Consider the following 15,275-nt stretch of genomic DNA (forward strand, 5'->3'; position numbering starts at 1 on the left):
AGAGCTACGACGTCGCCAAAACCGGGAGAATCGGCATGCATTGACCCCGACATGCTGAACCGGGCAGATGACAACGCTGTCGCATGTCGGATTCCTGACCTGACGCGATCGTCACGTCATGTCCCTAACCTAGCGCGATTCTTGCACCGTTCGAGCAATCCGCCCCCCGAACGAGGACAGCATGGACCAGAATACCGCCTATGCGATCTGCGCCTTCAACGACATTCCGAGCCAGCGGGCGATCGGCTTTCATCTCATGATCCTCGGCGAGGACGGGACGCCGCGGCCTTGGCCGATCGTGATCGTGCGCTGGGGCAAGCAGGTGTTCGGCTATCTCAACCGCTGCCCGCACAACGGGGTGAATCTGGACTGGGAGCGCAACCAGTTTCTCGACGGCAACGGCACCAGGCTGATGTGCGGCAAGCACGGCGCCACCTTCGAGCTCGGCACCGGCCATTGCGTCGACGGACCGTGCAAGGGCGAGGGCCTGACGCCGATCGCGCTCGCCGTGCTGGACGGCGATATCTGCGTCACCGGCGTGACGCTGGTCGAGGACGACGAGACGGCCTGCGAGGAAGAGGTCTGACGCAGATGCGTCAGACCGGCCGGTTCTCGTTGCGGTTCTTCACCGGCTCCATCTTCTTGACGCCGTCCTCGAAGGAGATCTCGGTATAGGAGCCGTCGAGATCCTTGGCCGCGTCGAGCAGATAGTCGAGCTTGCCGGCGGTATCGAGCTTCTTGATGTCGTTCTTGTCGACGCCGGCGAGGTCCATCATCTCCTTCCAGACCGTCGATTCGTCGCAGGGCAGCACACGGAACTCGATGTCGCCGATCTTGGTGCGGTATTTTGCCAGGAAGTCGATGTTGTTGCAGAACATGAAGTAGCTGCCCTTCGGGCTCAACGCGCCATCCAGCACCTTGGCGACGTCGGCGAGATAGGCGTAGGAATGCAGGTAGCCGGCGAGCACCGGGATGGTCGTCTCGCCTTCCTGCGCCACTGTCAGCACCTGCTCGATCGAATAGTCCGGCGGACGCTTCTCGTCGGCGACCTGGGCCTGGAATTTCAGCGCGATGTCGCCGCGAAAGCCGAAGCGCCCGGGCTTTGTGGTGTCACCCTTCAGCACCGCGTTCAGGAGCCGGCCCTCCTTGTCCAGGCGGCCAAGGGCGGTGTTGTCGATCGACGTCATGAATGTCTCCTTGTTGCATCTGCCGCGCGTCCGTCTGGCCGCCGCGAGGGGTTTCAATGGCGCTTATGCAAGGAGTTTGCCGCCTGCCTGCGTATGCGCCGAAAGTGTGAATGCAGCGGGAATCCGAACGGCTCTGCGCGACCGCTGCGCATTGCCCGGTATCAAGTTGCCATTCCGCTTGCCCACGCGCCGCCAACGTCGCCTGTCGCAAACCCGACAAGCGTCGCAAAGGCAACAGCCGGGTGGCGGAACGAAAATGCAGCAATTTCAGGCTTGTACGCTCTGGCACGGGACTTGCGATCCCTCCTCGCAACAGACCCAGAGAGCGAGGGCGAGCGATGATCAATCTGACGGACAGCGCGGTGAATGCGGTGAAGACCGCGATCTCCTCGGCAGCGCAGCCGGCGAGCGGCTTGCGCATCATGGTCGAAACCGGTGGCTGCGCCGGCTTCAAATACATGATGGGCCTCGCCGAAGAGGCCAAGCCCGATGACACCGTGATCGAGCGCGGCGGCGTCAAGGTGTTCGTCGACAATGCGAGCCACGAGCATCTCAACGGCACCACGATCGACTTCGTCGTCGCATTGGAGGGATCCGGCTTCACCTTCGACAATCCCAACGCGAAGTCGAGCTGCTCCTGCGGCAAGTCGTTCAGCTGAGCCGCAATCCTTCGATCGCTCCGCAAGAAAGAGAATGTGAAATGCTCGTCGAATCCGAACACCTCAAGCAGTTGCCGGCCGCTGAACCCAGCGAGCGCGAGCGCATCGTTCGCGCCGTGCTCGACGAGGTCAGGCCCAATCTCAAGCGCGACGGCGGCGATTGCGAGCTGCTCGAGATCGACGGCAACAAGATCATGGTCAGGCTGACCGGGGCCTGCGTGTTCTGCAAGCTGGCGAGCGCGACGCTGGAGGGTATCCAGGCCCGCCTGATCGAACGGCTCGGCGAGTTCGTCCGCCTGATCCCCGTCGCCGGAGCGGCCAAGCCCCGTCACTGAGCGGGCTTCGACATCGAAAGAGGGAATCCGTGCGGCCGATCTACCTCGACAACAACGCGACGACCCGCACGGACCCGTCCGTCGTCGCGGCGATGCTGCCGTTCTTCTCCGAGCAGTTCGGCAATGCCTCCTCGGCACACGCCTTCGGCAGCGATGTCGCCGGGGCGGTGAGGGAGGCGCGGCGCAGCGTCCAGGGCCTGATCGGCGCAGCGTTCGATCACGAGATTGTCTTCACCTCGGGCGGCACCGAATCCGACAACACTGCGATCCTGTCGGCGCTCGCCGTCCAGGAGGGGCGCGACGAGATCGTCACCACCGCGGTGGAGCATCCCGCGGTGCTGTCGCTGGTCGAGGAGCTCGGCCGCCGCGGCATCAGAAGCCATCTTATTCCCGTGGACGGGCGTGGCCGGCTCGACATCGAGGCTTACAGGCGTGCGCTCGGCCCCCGCACGGCGATCGCCTCCGTGATGTGGGCCAACAACGAGACCGGCACGATCTTCCCGGTCGAGTTCCTGGCCAAGATGGCGCGTTCAGCCGGCGCGCTGTTTCACACCGATGCGGTGCAGGCGGTCGGACGGATTCCGATCAATCTGAGTGCCACCGAGATCGACATGCTCTCGCTGTCCGGCCACAAGCTGCACGGTCCCAAGGGGATCGGCGCGCTCTATGTGCGCAAGGGAACGAAATTCAGCCCGCTGATCCTCGGCGGTCCACAGGAGCGCCGCCGTCGCGCCGGCACAGAAAACGTTCCGGGCATCGTCGGCTTCGGCAAGGCTGCCGAGCTTGCGGCGACACAATTCGAACGGGAGCGGGCGCGGATCGCCGCGCGGCGCGACCGGATGGAGCAGGGGATTTTACAGCTCGGCCAGTGCATCGTGCTGGGCGACGTCAAGAGCCGGCTGCCGAATACGTCGAATATCGCCTTCGAACATCTTGAGGGCGAGGCGATCATCCACCATTTGAACCGCGCCGGTATCGCTGCCTCGCTGGGCTCGGCCTGCGCCTCCGGCTCGATGGAGCCGTCACATGTGTTGCGCGCGATGCACGTGCCGCAGTTGGCGTTGCGCGGCGCGATCCGCTTCTCCCTGTCTCGCGAGACCACGGCCGAAGAGGTCGACCGGGTCTTGCTGTTAATGCCTGAGATCCTGTCGAAACTGAGAGCATTGTCTCCGTCGTGGCAAGAGCGCGCGAGCGACACCTCTCGTCCTACGGAGATGAGCCTATGAAAGTCATGATTCGCCGATCGCCGGAGACCGGCCTGTCGATCTACGTGCCGAAGAAGGATCTCGAGGAGCCGATCGTCGAATCCGAGCACGAGACTCTGTGGGGCGGCTGGATCAAGATCGCCAATGGCTGGGTGCTCGATCTGCCGCAGATGGCTGCCGATACCAACTTGCCGATCACGATCAACGCCAAGAAGCGCGGCGGCGAGGGAGACGAGTGATGAACGCGCCGGTCCCGCAGATCGACTTTGCCGCTCCGGCCGACGCCGAAGCCATCCTCGGCGACGTCGTTGCGCGGCTGCGCGGCGGCGACGTGATTCCCTATCTCGGGCCAGGCGTCGCCGAGCTCGGCGGACCGGCCGTGCCGATGAACCCGGAAGCGCTGGCGGCCTTCTTCGGCACCAAGGTCGCCCTGCCACGGCGCGCCCGGGGCAATGCCTGGGCTTCGGCGCAGCACATCGAGAGCACCAGGCACCGTGCGACGGTGACTGCCCTGATGGCGGAAGCTTTCGCCACCCCGGTCTCGCCGACCGCGCTTCATCGCCATCTCGCCACCATGCCGCTGCCGCTGATCGTCGACAGCTGGTACGACGGCGCGATGCGCAGTGCGCTCGCCGAACGAAATGATTGGGGCGAGATCCAGGGTATCACCCGCGCCGGTATTGGCGAGGATCGCTGGTACCGGTTCTACGATGCCGCAGGCCATGAAGTTGACCGCGCGCAGGCCAGGAACTGGAGCACGATCCTCTACAAGCCCCATGGCAGCGTCGCGCCGGCCAAGAACTTCCTGATCTCCGACGCCGACTATGTCGAAGTGCTGACCGAGATCGACATCCAGACGCCGATCCCGGACGAGGTGAAGGCGCGGCGCACCGGCCGCAGCTTTCTGTTCCTCGGCTGTCGCTTCAACGACCAGCTCCTGCGCACCTATGCGCGGCAGGTCTCGAAGCGTTCGACCGATACCCACTACGCCGTTGTCGAGCCCGACGCGCTGTCGAAGAACGAGCTGCGCTTCCTGGTGAGCCAGGGCCTGACCCCGCTCGCCATCCCGCTGGCACGCGCGATCGAGATCGTGCTGGCGGGCTGACCTTCCATCGCATTGCCGATCTGGGGATCTACGCACGAGCGATCTTCGCGCGAAGATCCCGCACGCATCGATGCGTCTCGTTGGCGATGTCGCGTCTGTCACCTTTCCAACACGCGTTGGCAACCCGACATTCCCGAGCACTCGCGCTAACTCCTTGAAGCAAGCGAGAAAAGTCGCGGCCGCGCCGGTGGCATGCGGGTTGCTAATACCTTTCTAGAACGACTCTTAGGACGCTTCTCGAAATCAGAGACCCGCAAAATCTGTTCGGCCTGCAAGGAGAACTGAGCACATGGACGTTTCAGCGCAACACGATGCGAGCAGTAACGGCAACGTCGCCGATGTCGGCGAGATCATGCAGGCCATAGCCGAGCACAAGGGCTGCGGCACCACCGGCGGCAGCGGCAAGGCGAGCTGCGGATCGCAGGCCGGGCAGGGCGACCTGCCGACCGAAATCTGGGAGAAGGTGAAGAACCACCCCTGCTACAGCGAAGAAGCGCATCATCACTATGCGCGCATGCACGTCGCGGTCGCGCCGGCCTGCAACATCCAGTGCAATTACTGCAACCGCAAATACGATTGTGCCAACGAATCGCGCCCTGGCGTCGTCAGCGAGAAGCTGACGCCCGAGCAGGCTGCCAAGAAGGTGCTGGCGGTCGCTTCCACCATTCCGCAGATGACCGTGCTCGGCATAGCCGGTCCCGGCGATCCGCTGGCGAACCCGGAAAAGACCTTCAAGACCTTCGAGCTGATCAGCAAGACTGCGCCGGATATCAAGCTCTGCCTGTCGACCAACGGGCTCACGCTGCCCGACCACGTCGACACCATCGCGCGGTTCAATGTCGACCACGTCACCATCACCATCAACATGGTCGATCCCGAGATCGGCGCGCAGATCTATCCCTGGATCTTCTACAAGCACAAGCGCTACACCGGCTATGAGGCCGCCAAGATCCTCACCGATCGCCAGCTCCAGGGCCTCGAAATGCTCACCGAGCGCGGCATCCTCTGCAAGATCAACTCGGTGATGATCCCCGGCATCAACGACCAGCACCTGGTCGAGGTCAACAGGGCCGTGAAGTCGCGCGGCGCCTTCCTGCACAACATCATGCCGCTGATCTCTTCGCCCGAGCACGGCACCGTGTTCGGCCTGAACGGTCAGCGCGGTCCGAGCGCGCAGGAGCTGAAGGCGCTGCAGGATTCTTGCGAGGGCGAGATGAACATGATGCGGCACTGCCGCCAGTGCCGCGCCGACGCCGTCGGCCTGCTCGGCGAGGATCGCAGCGCCGAATTCACCACCGAGAAGATCATGGCCATGGAGGTCAAGTACGACGCCGAGACCCGCAAGGCGTATCAGGAAAAGGTCGAAGAGGAGCGCATCGCCAAGGTCGCGGCCAAGCAGGAGGAGCTCGCCGAGCTCGCCGGGGCCTCCAGCGATATCAAGGTGCTGGCTGCAGTCGCGACCAAGGGCTCCGGTCTGATCAACGAGCACTTTGGTCACGCCAAGGAGTTCCAGGTCTACGAGCTCTCCACGGCGGGCGCGAAGTTCGTCGGTCATCGCCGCGTCGATCTCTACTGCCAGGGCGGCTACGGCGAGGAAGATAGCCTGGAGACGATCATCCGCGCCATCAACGATTGCCATGCAGTCTTCGTGGCCAAGATCGGCGGCTGCCCGAAGGGCGACCTGATCAAGGCCGGCATCGAGCCGGTCGATCAATACGCCCACGAGTTCATCGAGAAGTCCGCGATCGCCTGGTTCAAGGCCTATCTCGACAAGATCAACAACGGCGAGATCGAGCACGTGGAGCGCGGCGATGCCGCCATCCGCCAGGGCGCGCTGATTTCGGCGGCGTGAGGAGAGACCGATGCCGTTCAAGATCATCGCCTCGCAGTGCACGAGCTGCTCGGCCTGCGAGCCGGAATGTCCGAACGTGGCGATCCGCGAAAAGGGCGGGACGTTCGTGATCGATCCGAAGAAATGCACCGAATGCCTCGGCCATTTCGACGAGCCGCAATGCGTGGCGGTCTGCCCGGTCGACAACACCTGCGTCATCGATACGTCGCTGCCGCGCTACCAGGCACCTGCCTGAGGAGGATGGGATGAACTTCACGATCACACCGGCGGCGCAGAAATTCATGCGCATGATGCTGCGGGTCGACGGCGGCGCGGGCAGCGGCTTCCGCCTTGCGGTCAGCCCGGGCGGCTGCTCGGGTCTTGCCGCCGATATCAGCGTGCGCGCCGAGCCACAGGCCGGCGATGCCGTGGTCGAGCGCGACGGTGTCAAGCTGTTCCTGCCGGCCGAAAGCCGGCTGCTGCTCGACGGCGTGTCCATCGATTTTGCGGATACGGCGACCCAGACCGGGCTCGTGTTCCACGATCCGAAGCAGGTCTCCTGCGGACACCATTGAGCAGGCGAAAGTGATGCCCGATACGCTCCTCAGCCCGCAGGTCGAGATCAACGAGGCGCTGGTCACCAGCGCCTTGCTTGGGCGCGGGCTGCCGAGCGAGGCGGAACATCATCTGTGGGAGGCGGGGCTCTCCTATCACCTGGACGACATCGCCGAAGGCCATCTGCGTGAGGCCGAGGCGCTCGCGCCCGGTCATGCCGCCGTGCTGATCGGCCTCTATCGATTCTACTTCTACAAGGGACGTCTCGCCGAGGCGCTGGGTGTCGCCCGGCGCTGCCTCCTGAAGGCTGCCGAGGAAAACAATCTTCCTGCCGACTGGCGACAGGTGCGCGCGGGTGATGCCGAGTTCGGCCGCTACGAAAACATCCTGCCGCGCTTCTTCCTGTTCTCGCTGAAGGGCTACGCTTACTTGCAGATGCGCCTCGGCCAGACCGAGGAGGGGCGGCTCGCGGTCCAGAAGCTGCTGGAGCTCGATCCCACCGACAAGATCGGCGCCAGGGTCCTCCTGGGCGTGCTCGACCGAATGGGGCAGGACGATGAGTGACGACATCGACGAGGCCCTCGACTGGCAGGGGCGGCAGGTCGATTGCGCGGCCTGCGCGCATCTGGCGCTCAACGGCGCCGGCGGCTGCCGGATCAGGCATGCCTGCGTCAATGATCGCTACGCCCGCCGCATCGACCGCTTCTTCAGCTGGAATCCGGGCCTCGCCGACGGCTATCTCGGCCATCCGCATTTCGAGGTGCGCGCGATCGCCGCGAAATCCGCCAATCTGTTCCTGCTGCCGCCGCTGCTCGGCGATGCCGACGAAACCGTGCGCTGGAATGCGGTCCGCCGCCTGCCGAGGCGCTATGCGCTGCAATTGCGCAAGGACCCGCATCGCGAGGTGAGAATGCGCGTTGCAACGCTGATTGACGGCGACGACCTGCTGCCGATGGCCTCCGACGAGGACTATTACGTACGTCTCGTCGTCGCGCGCAGGCTGGCGCCGCTGCTGCTCGGCCGGATGATCGAGGACGGGGAGGCGGAGGTCCGCCGCGTCGTTGCCCGGCGGATCCCGGACGAATGGTTGCCCGGCATGATCAACGACCGTGATGCGGCCGTGCGGCTCGAGGTCGCGCAGCGCCTGTCGCCGGAGCGCCTGGCACTGATGCGCCGCGATCCGGATTGGCGCATCCGCTACGAGGTCGCGAGCCGCGCCGCGGCCGGCGAGCTCATGGGGCTGATCGAGGATCAGGACGGCCTGGTGCGCGAAGTCGCGCGGTCGCGGGTCGCCGTACGGCTGGAACGAGGAACGGGAGCCTCCCTATGAGCAACATCGTCCGCGACAGCGACGTCGTCGAGCTGACGGCCGCGCCGTTCTTCAGCTTCGGCGAGAAGGTGCGGGCCAAGCGCACCATTCGTAACGACGGCACCTATGCCGGCAAGGAGATCGGCGACATCCTCGCCAAGAAGGGCGAGATCGGCTACGTGGTCTCGATCGGCACCTTCCTCCAGCAATTCTACATCTATGGCGTCGAATTCCTCGACAGCGGCAACCGCGTCGGGATGAAGCGCAAGGAGCTCGATCCCGTCACCCCGCGCGATGCGGTCGAGGATATTCCCCTGCCGGAGGCTGCATCATGATGATCGAACCCAAGCTGCCGAAATATCAATGGGGTCAGCGCGTGAAGGCGGCGGTCGACCTGCACAATGACGGCTCGTTTCCCGACGCGCCGGCCGAGGGTCTTCTCGTCGGCGTCGGCGACGCCGGCGAGATCGTCCAGGTGGGCCGGCACACCGAGGCGAACCTGCCGATCTATCTGGTAGAGTTCGGCGAGCGGCTGGTGGTCGGCTGCCTCGAAGAAGAAATCAGCCCGATGTAGGGATGCCGCCATGAACGCCGCGGTCCTCAGACAGCCGGATTTGCACCTGCCCGCCCATCCCAACGAGCTCGATCGCAGGCGGATCGAGCGCGCGCTCGGATCGCGAAAGCGCTATCGCTACGTCTCGCCGATCGTTAGGGGCGTGACCGGCGGCTATCTCATCGAGAGTCCCTGCTGCTCGCGGAACATCGACGCCGAGGGCGGCGTCATCGACGTCGCGCTGCTGCATCACGATGCGGCGGGCGCGAGCTGGAAGCTGTTTCGGAAGGATCACAAGACGGGTGCCTGGGAGCTGCATGGTGTGCATCAGCGGCTGGGGTCGGTGACCGACGCCCTGAATGCCGATCCCGAACGTGTGTTCTGGCAATAGCAGGAGGTTGGGAAGATGGCGCTTGCGGCAACCGAACTGACCGAAATCGAGCAGATGCTCGGCTCGCCCGAAGCGGCGACCCAGGTCTATCTCGAGCTGCGCCAGAAATTCCCCCACCTTGCCTGGATCCGCTGCGATGCCTCCGACGTGACGGAGATCCCGTATCGCAGCTTCGGCGGGTTCGATTTGCACCTGCTCGACAGCGCCGATCATTGTGCGCAAATCACGGATGATCCCGCACGTGCGACCGGCATCGTGCTCGCCAAGCGGGTGGTCTCGTCATGACGGAGCCTGCTCTCGCCTATGACGACGTTGCGGAAACAGGCGAGCTCCCCGTCGAGACGGGACACGACTTCATTCCGCTCTCCGATCCCGATGTCACGCTGGCCGAGATCGCCGCGGTGGATGCCGTCCTCCGCTCGCCGCGGCTTTCCAGCGGACCGCTGGCGGAGGAATTCGAGGCGGCGTTCGCCGCCTATGTCGGCCGGGCCTATGCGGTCGCGGTGCCGAGCGGCACCATCGGCCTCATGCTCGCGCTGAAAGCGTGTGGCATCGGCGCGGGAGACGAGGTCATCGCCTCGTCCTATTCCTTCCGCGAGACCGCACATGCGATCAGCCTCGCCGGCGCACGGCCGGTGTTTGCCGACATCGACTATTGGTCCGGAACGCTGGCGACGCAGAAGGTGGAAGAGCGCATCACCCCGAGGACGCGGGCCATTCTCGCCGCCAACACCAACGGCCACCCGGCGCCCTGGTCGGAGTTGCGCGACATCGCGGCTCGGCACGGCGTCCTGCTGCTGGAGGATTCCACCGAGGCGATCGGCTCGCGCTACAAGGACAGGCTGGTCGGCAGTTTCGGCGACGTCGCCATATTCGATTTCGCGCAGCCCTCGCTCCTGACCTGCGGCGAGGGCGGCATGGTCGTGACCGATGACGTCGACCTTGCCGTGACGCTGCGGCGCCACCGCTCGCACCGGCTGAACGAGCGTTCGTCCGTCGTGGTTGGGTCGACGGCGGCCTATCAGGCCGGGCTCAGTGACCTCGCCGCCGCGCTCGGGCTGGCGCAGCTGAGGCGTATCGAGGAGATCATCGAACGCCGCCGGCTGGTCGAGCAGCTCTATGCGACGCATGTGCAGTCGTTCGAGGGCATCAAGCCGCCCTATATCGCGCCTGACGTGACCGAGGTGAACTGGTTTCTGTACCTCGTGCATCTCGGCACGCGCTTCACCCGCTCTAGCCGCGACGCCATCGCCGAGGACCTTCGGGTCGAGCAGGTCGAGGCGGCGGCCTACAGCCAGCCGCTGCACCTGCAACGGCACTATTTCGATCTCGGTTATCGCCGCGGCGATCTCCTTGTCACCGAGAAGATCGCGGACCGCGCCGTCGCGCTGCCATTCCATACCCACCTCACCGATAGCCAGATCGAATTCATCGTCGAGACCATGAAGGACGCCTCGATCAATGTGGGCGCAGGTGCGGCGATCTACTGAAGAGCACATCAGAACCGAAGAGGACGACACATGACCACACTGACCGTCATGCCCGAAGGCAAGACCATCGAGGTTTCGGAGGGAACCACGCTCCTGGCCGCACTGCTCGGCGCCGAGATCGCGATCCTGCACAAGTGCGAAGGCCAGGCCAAATGCGGCTCCTGCCACATCTTCGTGCAGGAGGGCCGCAAGGGCCTGTCCAAGATCGCGCGGCTCGAGAACGAGAAGCTCGACAGCATCGTCGGCGTCGGCTCGAAGTCGCGGCTCGCCTGCCAGGCCACCGTGCTCGGCACCGAGGACGTCAAGATCGAGCTGCTCGGCTTTTCGTCGGGCCTTTGAGCGCGGGAGCGGGACGATGGATATGCAGAACGTCATTCTTCACGCGCGCTTTGCGCCGAACGGCACGGTGGTCGAGATCAGCGAGCGGCCGGAGGGCCTCACGCCGCAGGCCTGGTTCAATTTCCTCAGCGACAAGGCCGGCGACGTCTACCAGACGCTCGCGGGAGGGCGGGGCGTGTTCCGGCTGACGCGCGACGAACTGACGGCGCTGAAGCAGGCGGCCACGCCGGCGGCGGCGTGACCCGCAGGAGGGGTGCCCATGGGTCCGGAAGAAATCGACGTCTTCGTCATCTGCGCGAGTGACGAGATCGAACGCGGCAGCGCAAAGGCCTTCAGCCTGTCGCGCTTCGATGCGTCCGGCGAGAGCCGGCCGTTCCCGATCGTCGTGATCCGGACCCACGACAACGCCTATATCGGTTACGTCAATGCCTGCCCGCATGACGGGGTCTGGCTCAACATCGGCAGCGGCGACTTCTTCACGCAGGATCGCGCCTTTCTCAAATGCGGCCGTCACGGCGCCACCTTCGAGATCGACAGCGGGCTGTGCATCGACGGCCCCTGCACCGGAAAGAGTCTGCAGCCTATCGCGCTCGCCGTGGTCGACGACGAGGTCTGCCTGTGCGGCGAGCGGCTGGTCGAGGATGACCGCCCGTTCGACGCCTTCGACGACCACGACGAGACCATGGAAATCATGATCCACCCCGATTAGCGGAGGCCTCGTGACGGTCGCTCAACTGCTCGATCGCCTGAAGGGGCTGCCGGAGGATGCCGTCGTGCTGATGGACAGCGGCGACGGACTGTCGCGTGTCTCCACGCTGGAATTTGTCGCCGATCAAGGTCCGGGTGCGCCGGCGGAGGTTATCCTGTCGCCCAGCATGGACGAGTAGGTACAACGGAAGGCATCGACATGAGCGATACCGCGGTCACTGTTTCGATGTTCGAGCGGATCGGCGGCACCGTCGTCATCGATCGCCTGGTGGAAAGCTTCTACCGCCGGATGGATTCGCTTCCGGAAGCTGCCGGCATCCGCGCCATGCACGCCGACGACCTCTCATCGACCAAGCAGGTGCTGAAGCGCTACCTCACCGAATGGACCGGCGGCCCAAAGCTCTACTCGCCGGAGAAGGGCCACCCGCGGCTGCGCCAGCGCCACATCGGCTTTCCGATCGGCAGCGCCGAGCGCGATGCCTGGCTGCTCTGCATGCGTGGCGCGCTGGAGGAGACCGTCGCCGATGCGGCGGCGCGAGGCGAACTCGATGCCGCACTCACCAAGCTCGCCGACTGGATGCGCAACCAGGCCGGCAATCCGCATGATTCCCGCCGCGGCCATGCTTGAGCGGACGCAGCGTCAATCCGGAAGCGGCAAGCCAAAAAATTCTTCTTCGGCGCCACCCCATGCCCTGTGCAGGGCAAGGCCGCTCTTCCATTTGCCCGTTTCCGTTTCATTCGCCGCGCGATGCGTGATCTTGCCTTCGGGCTTCTCGGCCAGCAAGAATCCCTTGCCGTTACGGATGAAGCGGTTGAGATCCTTGGTGTCGGTCGGCCGCACGACGCAGCGCGGCGTGTCGTCGATGAGAATGGTGGTCGGAAGCATTTCCGGCTCCCTCAATCAATCGGCGGTCTGAGGTCGTCGTCGCCCTTCTTCTTTTTCTTCTTCTCGGTCTTTGCCTGGGCATAGGCGCCGGCGTTCTTTAACAGGACCGGCTTCTGCCCTTCGACATATTGCGAGATCCAGAACAGGGTCCGTTCCCGCGCCTTGCCGGCGGCGTCCTCGCGGTAGCTGCCGCGCTCCTCGCAGCCGAAGCCCTGCGCCGCCTCGGGATAGGTGAAGGCGCTGACGTCGGGACGCCAGGCGCGGAACTGCGTAATCGCCTCCAGCGGCAGTTCCGGATCGTCCTCGCCGAAATGCAGCAGCGTCGGCACCTTGCGCTTTTCGCGATAGTCGGCGACGGTCTCGCGGCCGTCATAGCCGATCACGCAGGCAATTCCATTGACCTTGTTGGCCGCCACGTAGGCGAGGTCGCCGCCCCAGCAATAGCCGACGACTGCGACCTTGCCGGCGGCCTTCACCGCGTCGACCGTCGCCTGGATGTCCGAGATCGCCTGCTCCTTGCCGATCTGCGCGCTGATGGCGGCGCCCTCGGCCTTGCCGCCCTCATCATGGCCGAGGCTCGCGCCCGGCTTCACACGGTCGAACAGGGATGGTGCGACTGCGACATAGCCCTTGGCCGCGAAGGCGTCGGCCACCTTGCGGATTTCGGGCGTGACGCCGAAAACATCCTGGAGAACCACGACGGCGCCTTTGGGCGTCTCCGCAGGCTCGGCACGATAGGCGGAGAAACGCCCTCCGTCGCTGGCTGTCAGTTCGATCATCTGTGTCCTCTCCTCTCCGGTGGGCCTCTGCTTGGTTCGCTAGAGCAGGCCGAGCTCGAGCTTGACGTCGTCCGTCATCCGCGATGAATCCCAGGGCGGATCGAACACCAGCCGCACAGCGACCTTCTCAACGCCGTCGACCTCGATCACGGCCTTCTCCACCCAGGTCAGCATCTCGCCGGCGACCGGACAGCCGGGCGCGGTCAGGGTCATCTCGATCTCGACCAGCCCGTCGTCCTTGGAGTCGATCCGATAGATCAGGCCGAGATCGTAGATGTTCACCGGGATTTCGGGATCGTGAACCGTCCGCAGCGCGGCGATGATGCCGGCGATCAGCGTCTCGTTGTCGGCAAGCGCTGTGGTGGTCATCGCTACCTCACTGGAGCCCCTCGGCAAGCGCCGCGACCACCGGCCAGCCGACCGCGCCCGTGGGATCGAGCCGGCGCAGCGCGGCGAGCAGTTCTTGGGCCTGTTTCTGTTCGTCCTTGCGCAGATGGATGAAGGCGAGCGCCTTCAACGTGTAGAGCGCGAAGCGGCCGGCGCCGTCAGGCAGCTCGGCCTGCGGCTGCCAGCTTCGCCAGTTGGGGCTCCAGCCGGCTTGGTGGGCAGCCTCGCGCAAGCCACGCTCGGCGATGCTCTGGGCCTCATTGAGGCGGCCGCGATAGGTGTGGGTCTTGTAGAGGCAGAAATAGACCGCGAGCTCCGTCGGCGCGGCATCCAGGGCCTGCCGGAAGATGCGATCGGCTTCAAGCGGGTCGCGCCGATAGCTGACCACGCCCTGTTGCAGCAGCGAGTCGATTTCGGGCGCGAGCTCGCCGAAATTGATGCCGTCGGAATCGACGAGAACGGCCGTCATGCGCGGCTCACTTTCGTCGGGATTCGGCATCGATTGGAGTCTGTGCGGGACAATTCGAGTTCCTCGTCTGGCGTATCGGAATACGGGTTCGATCCTCGCAAAGCAAAAGCCGGGCCGGCCGAGAGATGCCGCGATAGCGCGGCGATTCGAGGCGATGCGAGCCCTCATCGCCATCCCCGGAGCGAGACCATCCGCATTCGTCACGTCATCGACACGCCACGCGCGGCGTTGTCGGAAGTCGGACATGACGCCGGCGCCGAGGCCCCAAGTGCCTCTGAACGCACACGTTCCGAAACTGGTTTGGCGCTTGCATGGAGCGGGCGCAGAGCAGGAGTGTGCGACATGGCGATGGCGGGACCGGACATCGAGCAGTTGATCAGGGAGGCGTTCCCGGACGCTCATGTGATCGTCACCGACCTCGCCGGCGACGGCGATCACTACGGCGCGCGCGTGGTCTCGCAGGCGTTTGCGGGCAAGAGCCGGATCCAGCAGCACCAGATGGTCTACGCCGCCCTGAAGGGACAAATGGGCGAGGCGCTGCATGCGCTCGCGCTCGAAACGGCGGTGCCGAAATGAATGTGGAGGGATGCACGTATGACCGAACCGACCGAGCAACGCATCAAGGCCATCATCGCGGGCAGCGACGTCGTGCTGTTCATGAAAGGTGTTCCGACCGCGCCGCAATGCGGCTTCTCCGGCACCGTCGTGCAGATCCTGAACGGTCTCGGCGTGCCGTTCACGGGCATCAACGTGCTGGCCGACCCTGATATTCGCGAGGGCATCAAATCGTTCTCGAACTGGCCGACCATTCCGCAGCTCTACGTCAAGGGCGAGTTTCTCGGCGGCTGCGACATCGTGCGCGAGATGTACAAGCTGGGTGAGCTGGCCGCGGTGCTGAACGACAAGGGCGTTGCGGTGGCGGCGTCATGAGCGACGGTATCACCGAGGAATTCGAGCTTCCGCAGCTCTACCGCCATCACGTCTTCGCCTGCCACACCCAGCGTCCGCCGCATAGGCGTTAAGGTAGCGCAGGCATGGATTGATACCGACGTTTTCGGGGAGGCTCGCGCAGGTGCCGCCCAAGCGC

28 protein-coding genes are annotated in these 15,275 nt (G+C 64.8%); 23 read left to right on the plus strand and 5 right to left on the minus strand.

Features of this window, described 5'->3' with window-relative positions; translation table 11 throughout:
- The first annotated feature begins 181 nt into the window (after positions 1-181).
- Positions 182-586 (plus strand): Rieske (2Fe-2S) protein, encoded by a 405-nt coding sequence (locus JQ566_RS34075; protein WP_212380571.1) that lies wholly within the window; start codon positions 182-184, stop codon positions 584-586.
- Between the two features lie 10 nt (positions 587-596).
- On the opposite strand, the gene JQ566_RS34080 is transcribed toward JQ566_RS34075, so the two are convergent.
- A complete protein-coding gene (locus JQ566_RS34080) occupies positions 597-1,187 on the minus strand; it encodes a hypothetical protein (RefSeq protein WP_212380573.1) in 591 nt (196 codons plus the stop codon).
- A gap of 338 nt (positions 1,188-1,525) precedes the next feature.
- Here JQ566_RS34080 and JQ566_RS34085 point away from each other — a divergent pair, with 338 nt between their 5' ends.
- The 20 genes from JQ566_RS34085 (at position 1,526) to JQ566_RS34180 (ending at position 12,295) form a co-directional block, all read left to right on the plus strand.
- Positions 1,526-1,846, plus strand: coding sequence for an iron-sulfur cluster assembly accessory protein (locus JQ566_RS34085; RefSeq protein WP_080136068.1), 321 nt, complete (start codon positions 1,526-1,528; stop codon positions 1,844-1,846).
- Between the two features lie 41 nt (positions 1,847-1,887).
- Complete coding sequence (locus JQ566_RS34090; protein ID WP_212380575.1) at positions 1,888-2,181, plus strand: NifU family protein; 294 nt, start codon at positions 1,888-1,890, stop codon at positions 2,179-2,181.
- Positions 2,182-2,210: 29 nt separating this feature from the next.
- The gene (nifS, locus tag JQ566_RS34095) at positions 2,211-3,407 is read left to right on the plus strand and encodes a cysteine desulfurase NifS (protein WP_212380577.1); all 1,197 of its coding nucleotides are present in this window, start codon (positions 2,211-2,213) and stop codon (positions 3,405-3,407) included.
- Positions 3,404-3,625 carry a putative nitrogen fixation protein NifT gene (gene nifT / locus JQ566_RS34100; RefSeq protein ID WP_100178678.1) on the plus strand — a complete coding sequence of 74 codons (222 nt, stop codon included), beginning with the start codon at positions 3,404-3,406 and terminating at the stop codon, positions 3,623-3,625. The genes nifS and nifT overlap by 4 nt, the downstream gene beginning before the upstream one ends.
- Positions 3,625-4,491 (plus strand): SIR2 family NAD-dependent protein deacylase, encoded by an 867-nt coding sequence (locus tag JQ566_RS34105; RefSeq protein ID WP_212380579.1) that lies wholly within the window; start codon positions 3,625-3,627, stop codon positions 4,489-4,491. The genes nifT and JQ566_RS34105 overlap by 1 nt, the downstream gene beginning before the upstream one ends.
- A 289-nt stretch (positions 4,492-4,780) precedes the next feature.
- Positions 4,781-6,343 (plus strand): nitrogenase cofactor biosynthesis protein NifB, encoded by a 1,563-nt coding sequence (gene nifB, locus JQ566_RS34110; RefSeq protein ID WP_212380581.1) that lies wholly within the window; start codon positions 4,781-4,783, stop codon positions 6,341-6,343.
- Positions 6,344-6,353: 10 nt separating this feature from the next.
- Positions 6,354-6,578 carry a 4Fe-4S binding protein gene (locus tag JQ566_RS34115; protein WP_025037807.1) on the plus strand — a complete coding sequence of 75 codons (225 nt, stop codon included), beginning with the start codon at positions 6,354-6,356 and terminating at the stop codon, positions 6,576-6,578.
- Between the two features lie 10 nt (positions 6,579-6,588).
- Positions 6,589-6,897 (plus strand): HesB/IscA family protein, encoded by a 309-nt coding sequence (locus JQ566_RS34120; RefSeq protein ID WP_212380583.1) that lies wholly within the window; start codon positions 6,589-6,591, stop codon positions 6,895-6,897.
- A 13-nt stretch (positions 6,898-6,910) separates the two neighbouring features.
- The gene (locus tag JQ566_RS34125; protein ID WP_212380586.1) at positions 6,911-7,441 is read left to right on the plus strand and encodes a hypothetical protein; all 531 of its coding nucleotides are present in this window, start codon (positions 6,911-6,913) and stop codon (positions 7,439-7,441) included.
- Positions 7,434-8,207 carry a 4Fe4S-binding leucine-rich repeat protein gene (locus JQ566_RS34130; protein ID WP_212380587.1) on the plus strand — a complete coding sequence of 258 codons (774 nt, stop codon included), beginning with the start codon at positions 7,434-7,436 and terminating at the stop codon, positions 8,205-8,207. The genes JQ566_RS34125 and JQ566_RS34130 overlap by 8 nt, the downstream gene beginning before the upstream one ends.
- On the plus strand, positions 8,204-8,521 hold the full coding sequence (locus JQ566_RS34135; RefSeq protein WP_212380589.1) for a nitrogen fixation protein NifZ: 318 nt from the start codon (positions 8,204-8,206) through the stop codon (positions 8,519-8,521). The genes JQ566_RS34130 and JQ566_RS34135 overlap by 4 nt, the downstream gene beginning before the upstream one ends.
- On the plus strand, positions 8,521-8,760 hold the full coding sequence (locus tag JQ566_RS34140) for a nitrogen fixation protein NifZ (RefSeq protein ID WP_212380615.1): 240 nt from the start codon (positions 8,521-8,523) through the stop codon (positions 8,758-8,760). Before JQ566_RS34135 ends, JQ566_RS34140 begins: the two co-directional genes overlap by 1 nt.
- Positions 8,761-8,770: 10 nt before the next feature.
- Positions 8,771-9,130: a DUF3024 domain-containing protein gene (locus tag JQ566_RS34145; protein WP_212380591.1), complete on the plus strand. Its 360-nt coding sequence runs from the start codon at positions 8,771-8,773 to the stop codon at positions 9,128-9,130.
- Positions 9,131-9,145: 15 nt separating this feature from the next.
- Entirely contained in the window at positions 9,146-9,415 is a 270-nt protein-coding gene (locus JQ566_RS34150) for a hypothetical protein (RefSeq protein ID WP_212380593.1), read from the plus strand.
- The gene (locus tag JQ566_RS34155; RefSeq protein ID WP_212380595.1) at positions 9,412-10,620 is read left to right on the plus strand and encodes a DegT/DnrJ/EryC1/StrS family aminotransferase; all 1,209 of its coding nucleotides are present in this window, start codon (positions 9,412-9,414) and stop codon (positions 10,618-10,620) included. The genes JQ566_RS34150 and JQ566_RS34155 overlap by 4 nt, the downstream gene beginning before the upstream one ends.
- A gap of 30 nt (positions 10,621-10,650) precedes the next feature.
- Positions 10,651-10,959 carry a 2Fe-2S iron-sulfur cluster-binding protein gene (locus tag JQ566_RS34160; protein WP_212380597.1) on the plus strand — a complete coding sequence of 103 codons (309 nt, stop codon included), beginning with the start codon at positions 10,651-10,653 and terminating at the stop codon, positions 10,957-10,959.
- A 22-nt stretch (positions 10,960-10,981) separates the two neighbouring features.
- Positions 10,982-11,200, plus strand: a complete 219-nt coding sequence (locus JQ566_RS34165) for a hypothetical protein (protein WP_212380617.1) — start codon at positions 10,982-10,984, stop codon at positions 11,198-11,200.
- An 18-nt stretch (positions 11,201-11,218) separates the two neighbouring features.
- A complete protein-coding gene (locus tag JQ566_RS34170) occupies positions 11,219-11,668 on the plus strand; it encodes a Rieske (2Fe-2S) protein (protein ID WP_212380599.1) in 450 nt (149 codons plus the stop codon).
- A gap of 10 nt (positions 11,669-11,678) precedes the next feature.
- Positions 11,679-11,846, plus strand: a complete 168-nt coding sequence (locus JQ566_RS34175) for a hypothetical protein (protein WP_167523652.1) — start codon at positions 11,679-11,681, stop codon at positions 11,844-11,846.
- 20 nt (positions 11,847-11,866) lie between these two features.
- Positions 11,867-12,295, plus strand: a complete 429-nt coding sequence (locus JQ566_RS34180) for a group II truncated hemoglobin (protein WP_212380601.1) — start codon at positions 11,867-11,869, stop codon at positions 12,293-12,295.
- 12 nt (positions 12,296-12,307) lie between these two features.
- On the opposite strand, the gene JQ566_RS34185 is transcribed toward JQ566_RS34180, so the two are convergent.
- Genes JQ566_RS34185 through JQ566_RS34200 form a run of 4 tightly spaced genes read right to left on the minus strand, consistent with a single transcriptional unit; the run spans position 12,308 to position 14,188 of the window.
- The gene (locus JQ566_RS34185; RefSeq protein WP_212380603.1) at positions 12,308-12,553 is read right to left on the minus strand and encodes a hypothetical protein; all 246 of its coding nucleotides are present in this window, start codon (positions 12,551-12,553) and stop codon (positions 12,308-12,310) included.
- Between the two features lie 11 nt (positions 12,554-12,564).
- Entirely contained in the window at positions 12,565-13,332 is a 768-nt protein-coding gene (locus tag JQ566_RS34190; RefSeq protein ID WP_212380605.1) for a dienelactone hydrolase family protein, read from the minus strand.
- A gap of 39 nt (positions 13,333-13,371) precedes the next feature.
- Positions 13,372-13,701, minus strand: coding sequence for a DUF59 domain-containing protein (locus tag JQ566_RS34195; RefSeq protein ID WP_212380607.1), 330 nt, complete (start codon positions 13,699-13,701; stop codon positions 13,372-13,374).
- Between the two features lie 7 nt (positions 13,702-13,708).
- Complete coding sequence (locus JQ566_RS34200; RefSeq protein WP_212380609.1) at positions 13,709-14,188, minus strand: hypothetical protein; 480 nt, start codon at positions 14,186-14,188, stop codon at positions 13,709-13,711.
- A gap of 342 nt (positions 14,189-14,530) precedes the next feature.
- On the opposite strand from JQ566_RS34200, the gene JQ566_RS34205 reads away from it, so the two are divergent.
- Complete coding sequence (locus tag JQ566_RS34205) at positions 14,531-14,764, plus strand: BolA family protein (protein WP_100178692.1); 234 nt, start codon at positions 14,531-14,533, stop codon at positions 14,762-14,764.
- 18 nt (positions 14,765-14,782) lie between these two features.
- On the plus strand, positions 14,783-15,118 hold the full coding sequence (gene grxD / locus JQ566_RS34210) for a Grx4 family monothiol glutaredoxin (protein WP_212380611.1): 336 nt from the start codon (positions 14,783-14,785) through the stop codon (positions 15,116-15,118).
- Positions 15,119-15,275: the final 157 nt, after the last annotated feature.

The sequence above is a fragment of the Bradyrhizobium sp. SZCCT0231 genome, assembly GCF_018130245.1.
GTDB classification, from domain to species: Bacteria; Pseudomonadota; Alphaproteobacteria; order Rhizobiales; family Xanthobacteraceae; genus Bradyrhizobium; species Bradyrhizobium japonicum_F.